The 13,732-nt window shown below is 69.0% G+C and carries 11 protein-coding genes and 1 pseudogene; 6 read left to right on the forward strand and 6 right to left on the reverse strand.

Features of this window, described 5'->3' with window-relative positions; genetic code table 11:
- Window positions 1–589 precede the first annotated feature (589 nt).
- Entirely contained in the window at window positions 590–976 is a 387-nt protein-coding gene (locus CG740_RS20585; RefSeq protein WP_100576640.1) for a peptidase inhibitor family I36 protein, read from the forward strand.
- A 228-nt stretch (window positions 977–1,204) separates the two neighbouring features.
- Here the strand turns inward: CG740_RS20585 and CG740_RS41070 are convergent, their stop codons facing one another.
- Window positions 1,205–1,498, reverse strand: coding sequence for a hypothetical protein (locus CG740_RS41070; protein WP_234376393.1), 294 nt, complete (start codon window positions 1,496–1,498; stop codon window positions 1,205–1,207).
- Window positions 1,499–2,956: 1,458 nt separating this feature from the next.
- Between CG740_RS41070 and CG740_RS20600 the strand changes: the two genes are divergently transcribed.
- Entirely contained in the window at window positions 2,957–4,021 is a 1,065-nt protein-coding gene (locus CG740_RS20600; RefSeq protein ID WP_324901133.1) for a serine hydrolase domain-containing protein, read from the forward strand.
- 15 nt (window positions 4,022–4,036) lie between these two features.
- Here the strand turns inward: CG740_RS20600 and CG740_RS20605 are convergent, their stop codons facing one another.
- A complete protein-coding gene (locus CG740_RS20605; RefSeq protein ID WP_376214033.1) occupies window positions 4,037–4,477 on the reverse strand; it encodes a DUF7144 family membrane protein in 441 nt (146 codons plus the stop codon).
- 322 nt (window positions 4,478–4,799) lie between these two features.
- Between CG740_RS20605 and uvrA the strand changes: the two genes are divergently transcribed.
- Complete coding sequence (uvrA, locus tag CG740_RS20610) at window positions 4,800–7,268, forward strand: excinuclease ABC subunit UvrA (protein ID WP_100576643.1); 2,469 nt, start codon at window positions 4,800–4,802, stop codon at window positions 7,266–7,268.
- A gap of 8 nt (window positions 7,269–7,276) precedes the next feature.
- Here uvrA and CG740_RS20615 read toward each other — a convergent pair whose 3' ends face one another.
- Window positions 7,277–7,756: a hypothetical protein gene (locus tag CG740_RS20615; protein ID WP_100576644.1), complete on the reverse strand. Its 480-nt coding sequence runs from the start codon at window positions 7,754–7,756 to the stop codon at window positions 7,277–7,279.
- A 188-nt stretch (window positions 7,757–7,944) separates the two neighbouring features.
- On the opposite strand from CG740_RS20615, the gene CG740_RS20620 reads away from it, so the two are divergent.
- Together CG740_RS20620 and CG740_RS20625 are read left to right on the forward strand one after the other, a co-directional pair.
- Window positions 7,945–9,144: a sensor histidine kinase gene (locus CG740_RS20620; protein WP_234376394.1), complete on the forward strand. Its 1,200-nt coding sequence runs from the start codon at window positions 7,945–7,947 to the stop codon at window positions 9,142–9,144.
- Window positions 9,141–9,746 (forward strand): response regulator transcription factor, encoded by a 606-nt coding sequence (locus tag CG740_RS20625; protein WP_100576646.1) that lies wholly within the window; start codon window positions 9,141–9,143, stop codon window positions 9,744–9,746. The genes CG740_RS20620 and CG740_RS20625 overlap by 4 nt, the downstream gene beginning before the upstream one ends.
- An 88-nt stretch (window positions 9,747–9,834) precedes the next feature.
- On the opposite strand, the gene CG740_RS41075 is transcribed toward CG740_RS20625, so the two are convergent.
- The 3 genes and pseudogenes from CG740_RS41075 to dhaK all read right to left on the reverse strand — a co-directional run bounded on the left by CG740_RS41075 (window position 9,835) and on the right by dhaK (window position 12,061).
- Window positions 9,835–10,335 carry a PTS-dependent dihydroxyacetone kinase phosphotransferase subunit DhaM gene (locus CG740_RS41075; RefSeq protein ID WP_234376401.1) on the reverse strand — a complete coding sequence of 167 codons (501 nt, stop codon included), beginning with the start codon at window positions 10,333–10,335 and terminating at the stop codon, window positions 9,835–9,837.
- A pseudogene (gene dhaL, locus CG740_RS41080) lies at window positions 10,327–10,974 on the reverse strand (dihydroxyacetone kinase subunit DhaL); the annotation flags it as partial. The pseudogene dhaL and the gene CG740_RS41075, both read right to left, overlap by 9 nt.
- Before the next feature lie 91 nt (window positions 10,975–11,065).
- Window positions 11,066–12,061, reverse strand: coding sequence for a dihydroxyacetone kinase subunit DhaK (gene dhaK / locus CG740_RS20635; protein WP_100576648.1), 996 nt, complete (start codon window positions 12,059–12,061; stop codon window positions 11,066–11,068).
- 430 nt (window positions 12,062–12,491) lie between these two features.
- Between dhaK and CG740_RS20640 the strand changes: the two genes are divergently transcribed.
- Window positions 12,492–13,610 (forward strand): glycerol dehydrogenase, encoded by a 1,119-nt coding sequence (locus tag CG740_RS20640; RefSeq protein WP_100576649.1) that lies wholly within the window; start codon window positions 12,492–12,494, stop codon window positions 13,608–13,610.
- Window positions 13,611–13,732: the final 122 nt, after the last annotated feature.

The raw sequence follows: 13,732 nt of genomic DNA on the forward strand, positions 1-13,732 counted from the left end.
CCGACGCAACGCACAACTGGACGTCCCAGCACCCCCGCACCCTTCACCCACGGGTCACCCATGGAGTCCAGGATGCCTATGTGTATGCGCGGCACGATTCCGGCGCGTGGCGAAATCGCTTTTCCCTTGGAACCCGGGAGGTCCGTCCATCGGTTGCGCCGGGATTCTCCCCGGTGATCCATCCAGGATCCGGAGTCGACCGGTCCCGCGCTTCTTACCAATCCATGAGGCAGCCGACAAACACGATTCCCACAGCGGGCGTTGGGCGCGCACTCCCAACACCTGCGGCAGCGAGGCGTGGTGTGTGGATCGCCACACTTCTACGCCGTGCCCGCGCTCGACATCGGCGCTGTCGGACGCCCGCCAGGTTGCCCGTGACCGCGCCCCTTGGCCCCAAACGCCGAGCACGTCGGAGCCCGTTTCCCGTTTCCCGTACGTGCCAGGCAACGGGAAACAGGCTTCGAGGGGGCATGCCTCGGGGATGGCCTCCTCAGTCCGGCAACAGCCGCCGACCGTGTCCACGCACCGCGGGCACCCTGTGTCCACGCACCGCGGACACCCTCCCTTATGCATGGTCGAAGGAGACGTCATGTCCGTCCTACGTAAGCTTCTGCTCACGGCTGTGGCCCTGGCCGGCACGGTCGTCCTCGCTCAGCCGTCGTCCGCTCAGTCCGTCACACACTCGTTGCCCGGTTCCTCCACCGGTTCTGCCCGGCCAGCGGCCGCGACCTGGCACGCCTTCGCCGCGACGGGCTTCTCGGGTCCGGACACCTACTTCTCCGGAAACCCAGGAGAGTGCAAGTACGTGGGCGACAACTGGAACGACAGGATCCGATCCGCCCGCACCGACGTTGCCACCCGAAGGGTGGAGCTGTGGGACAACTACGACTGCACCGGAGGCGCGATCATCATCGACGGTTCCGGCTACAGCAGCATCGGAGCGTGGGTCAGCGCCTACCGTGTCATCAACGGGTAATCCGCACAGTCGGCTCGCTCGGCCCGCGCGAGGACTGGTACGTAGGGACCGTTCCCCGCGCGTCCCATCCAGGACCGCCGGCCACGGCAACGCGTAGGCAGCAGCACCTTCGATGTGCCCCCATCGCGATCAACTGGCGGTCCACTGCGGGTCGCTGAGCCGGTGCCCCCCGGAGCCAACCGCACGCCCAGGTGCCAGAGCCCAGCTTCCGCCGTCCCGGCCGTATGCCTACAAGTCCGTAACCGCCCACCGCCGGCAGCCGCCGTCAGTCTGGTCGGTGTCCGTCCCGCAGGAGACCACCCCGAGAGCTGTCACTTGGCGAAGCAGGTCCTCGCCGTCCGGCGCCTGACCGTGCTGGTGGGACAAGAGCAGGATGAGGGCCTGGTGGTCCTGATCGGCCAGGTGGAGACTGATGCGTCGGCCACCGTCCTTCAAGGCCGCGCGAGCCAGGAGTTCCGTCATGGCGGTGATGTCGTCGTTCCTGGCCGTGGTGAGGAGATAGCCCCACTCTCCCAGTTTCACCGTGACGTGTCGGGCTGCTTTCGCAGGTGTCCAAGGGGCGTTCTCCAGTGTCCAGTTCGCCGCCCTACGGTTCGCGATCCGCGCTGACAGCCGTGGCCGCACTCGTACGGCGCTGGACATGGCGCTGTCAGGGTGGGGTGGCTCGACGGGCCGCTTGGGCGGAGGCGGAGTCCTCGGCGGATAGTCCGGACGGTGCCCGTCCTCGGCATTCAGCGGCACAGCCACAACTGCCTCCCCATGCACGGATGTTCAGAGACCTGGCCCGCGGTTTCCCATCGTAGGCGTCCCGCGTGCCTGCCGTGCCGCGAAACGCGCTCACCGTCCCCGGCCGCGACAACGCGTACGCCTCCTTGGGCGCTACGGCCGTCTGCCCCTCCGCAACGAACCGCATGCCCCGGGCGCCGTGATCGAGCGACACCATGACCTCCACCACGGCTGCCACCGACTTGGCCCACTCCACGACGTCACGCACCACATCGCTCGGGGCCGGATGGCGAGCGGGCGTCGTTTTCCGCGTTCGGCGTTGAGTCCGTTGTCCGTTGGATTCACTCAACTCACGGACAGTTGAAGCGAATTGAGCGGAACGGCCAACTCCTGCAAGAGGGAGGACACCCTGCAGCCCATGACCACGCACACGGTAGGGACTTGCCTGCGCGAGTTACCGTTCTCGCGTCTCATTCACCGATTTGTGCCGTCTGGGACACTTGCTCCATGTCTGATGTCCAACCACACGATTCCAAGCCATCGAGGTCCATGCGGTTTGCTGCCTGGATCTTTCCAGTGAACGTTGACGGCAGTCTCCGACAGTCCTGGGGCCAGTGGACGAACTGGCGAACGTTCGTTCTGCTCCTCTTTGGTCCTTTCCTGCTGATCAGGGCGTTCGATACTCGGGGCCCGGGTATCGCGTGGTCGGAACGGGGCGTCCTCGGCGTGGCCGGTACCGTCCTGTCGACAGCCTTGGTTCGCGCGGTGATCGGCTACCGACAGATCACCTCCTCAGCCCGTCGGCGAGCGAAGGGCCTGGACGTAAGTGCGGAGCGGTGACAAGTACAGTCCGTGCCGGACCGGGCGGCCCGTGTTGAACTGGCACTCGCCAGTGCCCAGGCCCGCAACACCCGCCTGGCCGCCCCCATTCAGCTGCCGCAAGGCGACTTTCGCAGGCGCTGGGAGCTCAGGCATGGCAGGGATCGTGGCTCGCAGCCCCAGCGGACATTGACGAGCTCCAGGGGAGATCAAGAAGCTGTGGGAAGGCGGGATGCCCGGTGCGCTTGTCCATCCGGCTGACCCCCGTTCACAGGGGGCGTATCCCGGATGGATGGTGCCCCTTGTTGTTCCTAGCCTCAGGTCATGATCTTTCGTCGTCTGTGGCTATCAACTGCGGTGCTCGCGCTGGCCGTGTCGTCTTTCCCATCCGTTGCGGTTTCGGCTCCGACACGCCCTTCCGACACGGGTCGGCTTGTGCAGCGTGACGCCGACGCGCTGCGGGATACCGGGGTCACCGGAGTAGCGGTCCGCCTGGACACCCCGCGTGGGACAGTCACGGCCCGCTCCGGGGTGGGGGACCTGGTCACTCATCGCCCGGTCCCGGACGACGGCTTCCTGCGTCTGGGCAGTACCACCAAGACGTTCGTCGCCACCGTCATGCTGCAACTGGTGGGCGAGAAGCGGATCTCCCTTGACCAGACGGTTGGGCAACTGCTGCCCGGAGTCGTGTCCGGGAACGGAAACGACGGCCGGACCATCACCGTCCGCGACCTGCTCCAGCACACCAGCGGCCTGTCCGACTACGTCTACGACGTCTTCCCCGAGCCCAGCGCCCAGACCTACTTCGCCAACCGGTGGCGTTCCTACCGGCCCGAAGAGCTGGTCGCGCTGGCCATGCGCCACCAACCGGACTTCCCAGCCGGCACCCGCTGGGCGTACTCCAACACGAACTACCTACTCGCCGGAATGATCATCGAGAAGATCACGGGCCGCACCTGGGAACAGCAGGTCCACGATCGCATCCTGAGCCCCCTCCGCTTGCAGGACACCGACACCCCTGGCACAGAGCCCATGCTCCCGCAGCCGCACACGGCCAACTACCAGCAGTTCGCCAAGGACGGCCCGATGGTCGACACCACGATCCCCTACCGTCCCTTCGACAGCGGGGCCGACGGCTCGATGACCGGCACGGCCCGCGACCTCAACCGCTTCTTCACCGCCCTGGCCAACGGACAGTTGCTGAAGCCCGCACAGCTCGCTGCCATGCGGACCACGGTCCCGGTGCCGCAGGACAGCGGACAACCGGCAGGCACCAGGGACGGCCTGGGTTTGTTCAGTACCCCGCTGTCCTGCGGCGGCAGTTACCTCGGGCACGGAGGAAGCGGCTTCGGGTACGTCATCCGGTCAGCGACGACCACGGACGGTCGACGCACAATCACCGTCTCCGCGCACAGCCGCTCCGCCGACCCGCAGATCACAGCCCGCCAGGAGGACGCACTGCACAACCTCATCGACCACGCTCTGTGCCGCACCACCTGACCATGAACTCTGACGTCAGGCGCGGGTGTCAGCCCGCTCAGGGTGCGCCGTGCACAGGGCGTAGATGACGAACGTGTCGATGGCGATCAGGATGACCGACCAGAACGGGTAGTACGGCAGCCACAGGAAGTGCGCGATCAAGCTCACGCCGACGACGAAGATGCCAACCACCCGTGCCCACAGCGCACCGGAGAACAGTGCGCATCCAGCGAGGAGGACAACGATCCCCACAATGAGATGGATCCATCCCCAGCTGGTCAGGTTGAACGTGAAGGCATAGTTGCTCGTCCTCACGAACAGGTCGTCCTTGGCGATGGCGGCGATACCTTCGAGGATGGCCATGGCTCCGCCGATGATCATCATGACCGCCGCGAAGAAGATCCACCCGGACTGCAATTCGGGCGGCCCCGCGTCGCGGGCCCGCCCGGCATGCGGCTGATTCACGTTGTCGGCCATAGGTGCCTCCACGGTGCGGAGAGTCGCTCAGGCCCACTCAGTCTCAGTAGGCCTGTCGGCACTACTCCCCCAGGCTCGCACGATGCAGCCGGCTCCGCTCCCTGTGCCGGCTGCCCCTGCCCCTGCCCCTGCCCCTGCCCCTGCCCCTGCCCCATGGCATGTCCTCAAGCCCGTTCACCACGGTCTCTGCTCCCGCTGACCAGCACATCAAGCCCGAGCAACGAACCTGAGCAACCACCCGAGCAACCGTGGCCTCCCTTTCGCGAGAGCCCGTGATCGCGCCCAACGCGCGGTTCCCGGCGCGATCAGGTAACCAGGAATGATGGACACGGACGCGAGCGACCCCTTCGTGCATGTCCGGGGCGCCAGTGAGAACAACCTGCGGGGCATCGACGTCGACGTGCCGCGCGACGCGATGGTCGCCTTTACCGGCGTCTCGGGTTCGGGCAAGTCCTCGCTCGCCTTCGGCACGCTCTACGCGGAGGCCCAGCGCCGCTACTTCGAGTCCGTGGCGCCGTACGCGCGGCGGCTGTTGCAACAGGTCGGCGCACCGCACGTCCAGGAGATCACCGGGCTGCCACCGGCTGTGGCGCTGCAACAGCGCCGTGGGGCACCCAGCTCGCGTTCGACGGTCGGCACCCTCACGACGCTGTCCAATCTGCTGCGGATGCTGTACTCCCGCGCCGGCACCTATCCGCCCCGGGCCGCACGGCTGGAAGCCGAGTCGTTCTCACCCAACACGGCGGCCGGCGCCTGCCCGGAGTGCCATGGGCTGGGCCTCGTGCACGACGTCGCTGAGGATCTACTGGTCCCGGACCCGTCCCTGAGCATCCGCGAGGGGGCGATCGCGGCCTGGCCGGGCGCCTGGCAGGGCGCCAACCTGCGCAGTGTCGTCAGCGGTCTGGGGATCGACATCGACCGACCGTGGCGCAGGCTCAGGAAGAAGGACCGCGACTGGCTGCTGTACACCGACGATCAGCCCTCCGTGTACATCGAGCCGGAGGAGGACCGCATCGACTACGGCTATCAGGGCAAGTTCTGGAGCGCCCGCAAGCACGTCATGCACGTCCTTGCCGACTCCAAGAGCGAGAGGATGCGCGACCGGGCGCTGCGGTTCGTCAGGAGTGTGCCCTGCCCCGAGTGCCACGGCAGCGGACTGCGGCCCGAGGCGATCGCCGTGACCTTCGCCGGACGTTCCATCGCGGAGATCAACGCGATGCCGCTCAGCGAGCTCGTGGCGCTGCTGCGGCCCGCCGCGGAGCGGTCCAAGGCCGACGCCACCACGTCGACCGCCCGGTCCGGGGAGACGACCGAGGTCGCGGTCCGGATCTGCGGCGACCTGGTCGCGCGGGTCGACGTACTGCTCGACCTGGGCCTCGGGTATCTCAGCCTGGGGCGCCGCTCGACGACCCTGTCGCCCGGCGAGGCGCAGCGCCTGCGCATCGCCACCCAGTTGCGATCGGGGCTCTTCGGCGTCGTCTACGTCCTCGACGAACCCTCCGCGGGCCTGCACCCGGCGGACGCGGAACCGCTGCTCGACGTGCTGGACCGGCTCAAGACGGCGGGCAACTCGCTGTTCGTCGTGGAGCACGACATGGACGTCGTACGGCGGGCCGACTGGGTGGTCGACATCGGACCCGGCGCGGGCGAGGGCGGCGGACGCGTGCTGTACAGCGGCCCGGTCGCCGGGCTTGAGGGGGTCGGGGAGTCGGCCACGGGCCAGTACCTGTTCGGGCGCGCCAAGCCGCTCGACCACCGACCGCGGACCGCGCAGGGCTGGCTGCGCCTGCACGGCGTCTCCCGCCACAATCTGCACGACGTCTCCGTCGACGTACCGCTCCGCGTGCTGACGGCGGTGACCGGCGTGTCCGGTTCCGGAAAGTCGACGCTCGTGACGCAGGTGCTCGCCGAGGTCGTCCGCGGCCACCTCGGACTCGTACCCGAGGAGCCCGACGAGGCGCGGCTTGAGGTCGACGTCCAGGGCGCGTCCGGCCTCGAATCGTTCGACCGGCTGGTCCGGGTAGACCAACGGCCCATCGGCCGGACTCCCCGGTCCAACCTGGCCACGTACACGGGGATGTTCGACGCCGTGCGGAAGTTGTACGCGGCGACGGACGAGGCCCGGGCGCGCGGCTATTCGGCCGGACGGTTCTCCTTCAACGTGCCTGAAGGAAGGTGTGAGACATGCCAGGGCGAAGGGTTCGTCGCGGTGGAACTGCTGTTCCTGCCCGGCACCTACGCGCCGTGCCCGACCTGTCTGGGCGCCCGCTACAACGCCGAGACGCTGGAAGTCACCTACCGCGGCAAGAACATCGCGGAGGTGCTGGCCCTGTCGGTCGACGTCGCCGCGGAGTTCCTGTCCGCCGTGCCGGCCGCCTCCCGCAGTCTGGAAACGTTGCGCGAGGTGGGGCTCGGGTACCTACGGCTGGGCCAGCCCGCGACGGAACTCAGCGGTGGTGAGGCGCAGCGCATCAAACTGGCCACCGAGCTACAGCGGGCCCGCCGTGGGCACGCGCTCTACCTGCTCGACGAGCCGACGGCAGGGCTGCACCCCTCGGACATCGCGCTGCTGCTGCGTCAGCTGCACCGGCTGGTCGACGCCGGCAACACGGTTGTGCTCGTGGAGCACGACCTGGACACGATCGCCATCGCCGACTGGGTCATCGACCTCGGGCCGGGCGGCGGCGACGCGGGTGGCCGAGTGGTCGCGGCGGGCCGACCCGCCAAGGTGGCGAAGGCCCGCCGCAGCGCGACCGCCCCCTATCTCGCGGCCCGGCTCGCGCGCTCCTGACCGCGGCGTCAGCCACCTGCGAAGGCCGTGGAGCGGACCGCCGCCGCTGTCCGCCTGCGCCGCCTGCGCAGCAGCACGACGACGAGTGCGAAGACCTGAAGGACGAGCTCCAGGCCCGGCAGATCGGCGGTGGTCTCGGAGTGGGCGTGGCCGGTGCGGCGGAGCGTGCCGGCGGGCTCTCCATCGTCCCCGATCATGGTGTATGCCCGGTCCGCTGCGGCGGTCCGACGGAACGGGATGACCCGCTCGCGGCACGTCATGTTCCAACTCCGGCGCACCCGGTCGGTGGACGCGACAACGGTGCCGTCGGCTTCGAGCAGTTCGTAGACACCACTGAAACGGTGGGTGCGGACGAGGTAGTCGGCGCCGCCCAGCGTGAACCGTGCGCCGATGCGGCCTCTGCGCAACGAGAACGTCGTCAGCGGTCGGCCGTCCTCGGTCAGCGTGTACTCCTGGCCCAACCGTTGGATCTTCTTCGCGTGCAACATGACTTCATTACAGCGTCGGCCCGCCGAGCAGGCCCATGCCATTTGTCATGCATGACCGGGTGACAATCCCTCCTGGCGCGTCGAACACTGAGGGGCCACGCTTCCTCCATGAACCCCGCACCCCTTCCCGGGCCGCCGTTTGTACGCCTGTACGCCCCTGGTGGCCGCCGGACCTTAGAGTGATCGATGTGAGCACACGCGATCCGGACGAGTTCTCCGCAGGCCAGTGGCCGGACTGGAGCTTCTGGAAGGATCAACCGGACAGCCATCGAGCCCACGGCCGAGGTCGCGTGGCCCTCGCCACGGCCATGGCGCTGGCCTCCCTCACCTTGATCGCACGGGCCGAGGACATCGCGCGGAGCACCGGGGCTCCCCTGGTCATCTCCTTCGCCATCGCCCTTGTGGTCTGTTACGGAATCGGCTGCGTCCTGGCGTCCTGGTACGGACCGTCGGCGCTGCGACGGGGGCGCGCCGCCATGGTGGTCGTGCTGTTCGTGCTCGGCGCGACACCGGCCGTGCTCCTTGCTTCGCCGAACTATCTGACCGATCTGACCTACGCCCTTTCGATCGGTCTCATGCTGCTGCCACTGCGCCACGCTCTCCTGCTCGGGCTCGCCACCGTGATCGGGCAGATCCTCTGGATGCGGCTGGCGCACGGTGAGGTGGCCTGGGCGCAGGTGGCCATCCTGGTCGGGGTGACCGCGGCACTCGGCACCGTCTTCGCCCTCAACTTCACGATCGGTCACCTGCGGGCCGCGCGCGAGCAGGTCAAGAGGCTGGCTGTGAACCAGGAGCGGGAACGGGTCGCCCGGGACATGCACGACGTCCTCGGCCACAGCCTCTCCACGATGACCGTCAAGCTGGGGCTGACGCGCCGCATCCTGGAGTCCTCGGGAGACGTGGCCCTTGTCGTAGCCCAGGTCACCGAGCTGGAGAACATGGCACGTACAGCGCTGTCCGACGTGCGTGCCACCATCTCCAACTACCGCACGCTGTCGTTGGACAACGAGCTCGCCGGTGCCCGCATGGCTCTGCGTGCCGCCGGCGTACGGTCCGATCTACCGGCGGCGACCGATGCCGTGCGCGCCGAGCTGCGCGAGGTGTTCGGCTACGTCGTGCGGGAGGGGGTCACCAACGTACTGCGGCACTCGGACGCCGAACTCTGCACCGTCCGCGTCGGGGCCGACTGGATCGAGGTGAGCGACAACGGTGGTTACACGGGCGGGGCGTGCGCCGGGAACGGGCTCACCGGGCTCACCGAACGGCTGGCCGCCGTGTCGGGCACTCTCACGCACGGGCCCGCTCCCGGCGGCGGCTTCCGGGTCGTGGCCCGCGTACCCCACCTCGCAACGGACCCTGCACTTCCGCAGCAAACGGAGCCGACATGATCCACGTTCTGCTCGCCGACGACCAGGCACTCGTACTCGGCGCGCTCGCGGCCGTGCTGCGGCTTGAGCCCGACATCGACGTGGTCGCCGAGGTGAGCACCGGCTCCGCGGTGCTGGCCGCCGCGCGGCGGACCACGCCCGACATCGCGCTGCTCGACGTGCAGATGCCCGGCCGGGACGGCCTGACCGTCGCCGCCGATCTCCAGCGGGCGTTGCCCGACTGCCGCACCATCATCTGCACAACCTTCAGTCGGCCCGGGTATCTCATGCGGGCGATGTCCGCGGGCGCGGCCGGGTACGTCGTCAAGGACTCCCCGCCCGAGCAACTGGTCGACGCGATCCGCCGGGTCCACGCCGGTCTGCGCTTCGTGGATCCGGCCTTGGCCGCGGAGGCATTGGCCAGCGGTGCGAGCCCGTTGACCGAGCGCGAGACGGACGTGCTGCGCGCGGCATCCGAGGGCGGCACCGTGGCCGACATCGCCAGGACGCTACGGCTCTCCCCCGGCACCGTACGCAACCACCTGTCGTCGGCGATCGGCAAGACGCAGGCCCGTACCCGCGCCGAAGCGGCCCGGCTCGCAGAAACCAACGGCTGGCTGTGACCGCGGGGCCCCGACAGGCCCTGCTCGACGGGACTTCCACCGGAGACCGGCTGCCGTGCGAGGCTCTTCGACCTCGGCGCCGCCGGGGTCAGACCTTGCGGTATCCGCGGGCGTCCTCGCCCGCGGCGACGACCATGTCCAGATCGGCTCCGGCGGATGCGGTGACGACGACTCCGACCGCGCCCTCCACGAATGGCGCGTCCACGATCCGGGTGCCGCTCGGCATGCTGCGCCCATCGGTCTCACCGAGCAGTGCACGCACGGTGAGGACGGCGCTGCCCATGTCGCACAGCACCGCGACGCCCTGGCCCTGGTCCGCTTCCAGCGCGGCGGCGTGGATGAGTTCGGCGCTGGTGCCGATCCGGGCGTCGTCGGTGCCGCCGGCCGCACGGACCGGCGCGAGGTCGCCGGAGCCGACCATGGCCTTGGCCAGTGCGGCGGTGGCCTCGGCGACATCCCTGCTGTGCGAGACGAGCACGACGCCGACGCGCCCGCCCGACCGCCCTGCCGGAGCACCAGCGGGCCTCGCATCCTCGACCTGCTCTGCCGCGGCAACCGGGTCCGGCTGCCCCTGGGGATCGGCCGCCATGGTGAGCGCCTCGAAGAGCAGGACGACGGAGTTGGCACCCGCGTCCTGGTGGCCGACGGAACGCTCCCCGAGGTAGCTGGCCCTGCCCTTGGAGGCCCGCATGGGCTCCGTGGCATCCGCTCCTTCCCGGGCGGCGGCACGGGCGGCATCGAACGCGGCGAACACGGGTGCACCCGAGGCGAGTTCACGGTCCAGCGCGTCCAACGCGGGCAGCAGCGCGTCGAGTAGCGTCGCGTCGCCCGGTACGGCACCGCCGAGTTTGCCGACGGCCTGTGCGCCGGACCGCAGCGCATCGGCGAACCGCACGGCGGAGACGGCGGGTTCGGACCCGAGACGCTTGCCGGTACGGCGCAGGGCCATGCCGAAGAGCGGGCCGGATGCGCCGCCGACGGAGTTGGTCAGAGCGGTACCGGCCTGGGTCAGGAGGTCTCCGGGGCAGCTCGCCAGGGTCTGCTCGGCCCCGGCGGTCACCGCCCGGAAGCCACGGACCATGTTGGCGCCGTGGTCACCGTCGCCGATCGCCGCGTCCAGCGCGGTGAGCCGGGCACTTTCACGCTCGAAGAGCCGGTGTGCGGCGCCCAGCCAGCGGCTGAAGTAGGCGGTGTCCAGGACGAGTTCGCAGTCGGGGTTCGCAGTCACGCGCTTGGTCTTCCTGACGGAGAGGGAGGGGAGTCATGAGGCTGGGGGGAGGAACGGGGTGGCGGGCTGGCGGGCGCGGCGGAGGCGGAGGTCAGGCGCCCCAGCGCAGCGAGGGAGTGTGCACCGGCGCGTCCCACATCCGCAGCATCTGCTCGTCGGCGCGGCACAGCGTCAGGGTGCAGCCGGCCATGTCGAGGCTGGTGACGTAGTTGCCGACCAGGGAGCGGGCGATGACGATGCCTCGCTCGCCCAGGATCCGCTCGACTTCGGCGCGTACGACGTAGAGCTCGATCGGCGGAGTGGCGCCCAGGCCGTTGACCAGGAGGATCACCGGATCACCGTCGGCCGGCGGAAGGTCCGCCAGGATGGCGTCGAGCATGATCTCAGCCGTCTCGGCGGCCGTGGTCAGCTCCGCCCTGCGCCGTCCGGGCTCGCCGTGGATACCGACGCCGATCTCGATCTCGCGTTCACCGAGACGGAAGTTGGGGGCGCCGTTGGCGGGGGTGGTGCACGAGGACAGGGCGACCCCGAAGCTACGGCTGCGCTCGTTGGTCTTGCGGGCGAACGCGGCCACCTCGACGAGCGGGGCGCCACTGTCGGCCAGCCCACCTGCGAGCTTCTCCACGACCAGGGTGGCACCGGTGCCTCGCCGACCCGCTCCCTCACCACGGGCGACGGCCACGTCGTCGTCGACAACCACCGTCTCCACCCGGATCCCGTCATCGATGGCGTCCTCGGCGGCCATGCCGAAGTTGAGGACGTCTCCGGTGTAGTTCTTGACGATGTGCAGGACACCCGCCCCGGAGTCGACAGCGGCGGTGGCCCGGCCGATGTGGTCCGGGACCGGGGAGGTGAAGACCGGCCCCGCGACGGCGGCGTCCAGCATGCCCGGGCCCACGAAGCCCGCGTGCAACGGCTCGTGTCCGCTGCCGCCGCCGGAGAGGATGCCGACCTTGCCCGCCACCGTGCCGGTGGCCCGGGTGACGACCCCGGCCTCCACGTCGACGGCCAGCTCCCGATGGGCGGCGGCCATGCCCCGCAGTGCGTCGGCGACCACGGTCTCCGGGGTGTTGATGAGCTTCTTCAAGGCGGTCCTCTTCCTCGTGCGACTCTGCACGCTTCAAAACGGCACAGGCGGTGCCGGCAACGACCACAGAACCGGAAAGCGAAATGAGGCAATAACTACCTCGCCGCGAATTGTGGAATTCCGGCACCGGCGAGCTCCTGATCCGATTCAAACCGCGCCCAGAGGATCATGCATGGGTCGTAGGTCCCGGGCGGCACCGGAGAAAGGCCCGATCAGCCGCCTGCTCCGAGCGACTTCGACCACCTGGGCCCCGACCGAACAGACTCGCATACAGCCCTTTCATTTCACGCGCTTCATAATTCCACGAGCACTGTGGCACACTCCAGGCAACGGCTTCGGGAATCCGTCCGAATGCCGTGCTGCGGTCTCCCCTTATTTCTTCAGCGCAGCAGAAATAGACCGGAATCCGGTCGCCTCAGGAGGTCCCTTCATGAATACTGTCGGCACCCGCATGATGATCAGCCCGCCCAAGTACGTCCAGGGAGCCGGCGCCATACGGCAGATGGGCGAACACCTCTCGCGACTCGGTGAGAACGCCGTGGTCCTCGCGGACGACAGCGTCTGGGGCTTCGTCGACGAGGCGGTGACCCAGTCGCTGGCCGCGGCCGGCGTGAAGCTCACCAAGCTGGTCTTCGGCGGCCTGTGCGCACAGAAGGAGATCGACAGGATCACCGCGATCACCCGGGAGGCAGGGGCCGATATCGTCGTGGGCGTCGGCGGCGGCACCGCCATCGACACCGCAAAGGCCGTCGGACACGCTTGCGGCGACATCGCCGTCGTCAGTGCCCCGACCGTCGCCTCCACCGACGCTCCCACCAGCGCACTCGCCGTCATCTACACCGAGAAGGGCGCGTTCGAGCGCTACTCCTTCTTCACCCGCAACCCCGACCTGGTACTGGTCGACACCGCGTTGGTGGCGGCCGCTCCGAGCAGGTTCATCGTCTCCGGCATGGGTGATGCCCTCGCCACCTGGTACGAGGCGCGCGTCTGCGTCGCCTCGAACCGGACCGCCATGGCCGGGGGCCTCGCCACAGAGGCATCGCTGGCACTGGCCCGGCTGTGCTGGGAGACCCTCATGGAGTACGGTCCCCAGGCCCGAATCGCCGCCGAACAGCACGTCGTCACGCCGGCGCTTGAGAAGATCACCGAGGCCAACACCCTGCTCTCCGGCCTCGGATTCGAGAGCTGCGGCCTCGCCGCGGCGCACGGAATCCACAACGGCCTGACCGTGTCTCCCCGGGTGCACGGAAAGATGCACGGCGAGAAGGTCAACATCGGCACACTGGCGCAGCTGGTCCTGGAGGGCGCGTCCACCGACGAGTTGGACACGTGCCTCCGCTTCGGTCATGCGGTCGGCCTGCCCACCACCCTCGCCGAGATCGGCCTCATCGACCCGGACCGCGCGGAACTCCTCGCCATTGGCCGCGCCTCGACCGCCGAGGGCGAGACCACCCACAACATGCCGTTCTCGGTGACCCCCGAGACCGTCGCGGACGCACTGGTCGCCGCCGACGCCTACGCCCGCGCCTTCGCGAAGAAGCCGGCCTGACGCGGCGCGGACGCCCCAACTCCCAGGACCCACGGCGGTACTCGTGGCCGTGCGTGCCCGCTAGGCCGTGTCCGTAAAGTCGATGGTTCGTTGCTCCGTTCGTGGTGCGTCGACATGAACTA

This window comes from Streptomyces sp. CB01201 (assembly GCF_002803085.1).
Lineage (GTDB): Bacteria > Actinomycetota > Actinomycetes > Streptomycetales > Streptomycetaceae > Streptomyces > Streptomyces hundungensis.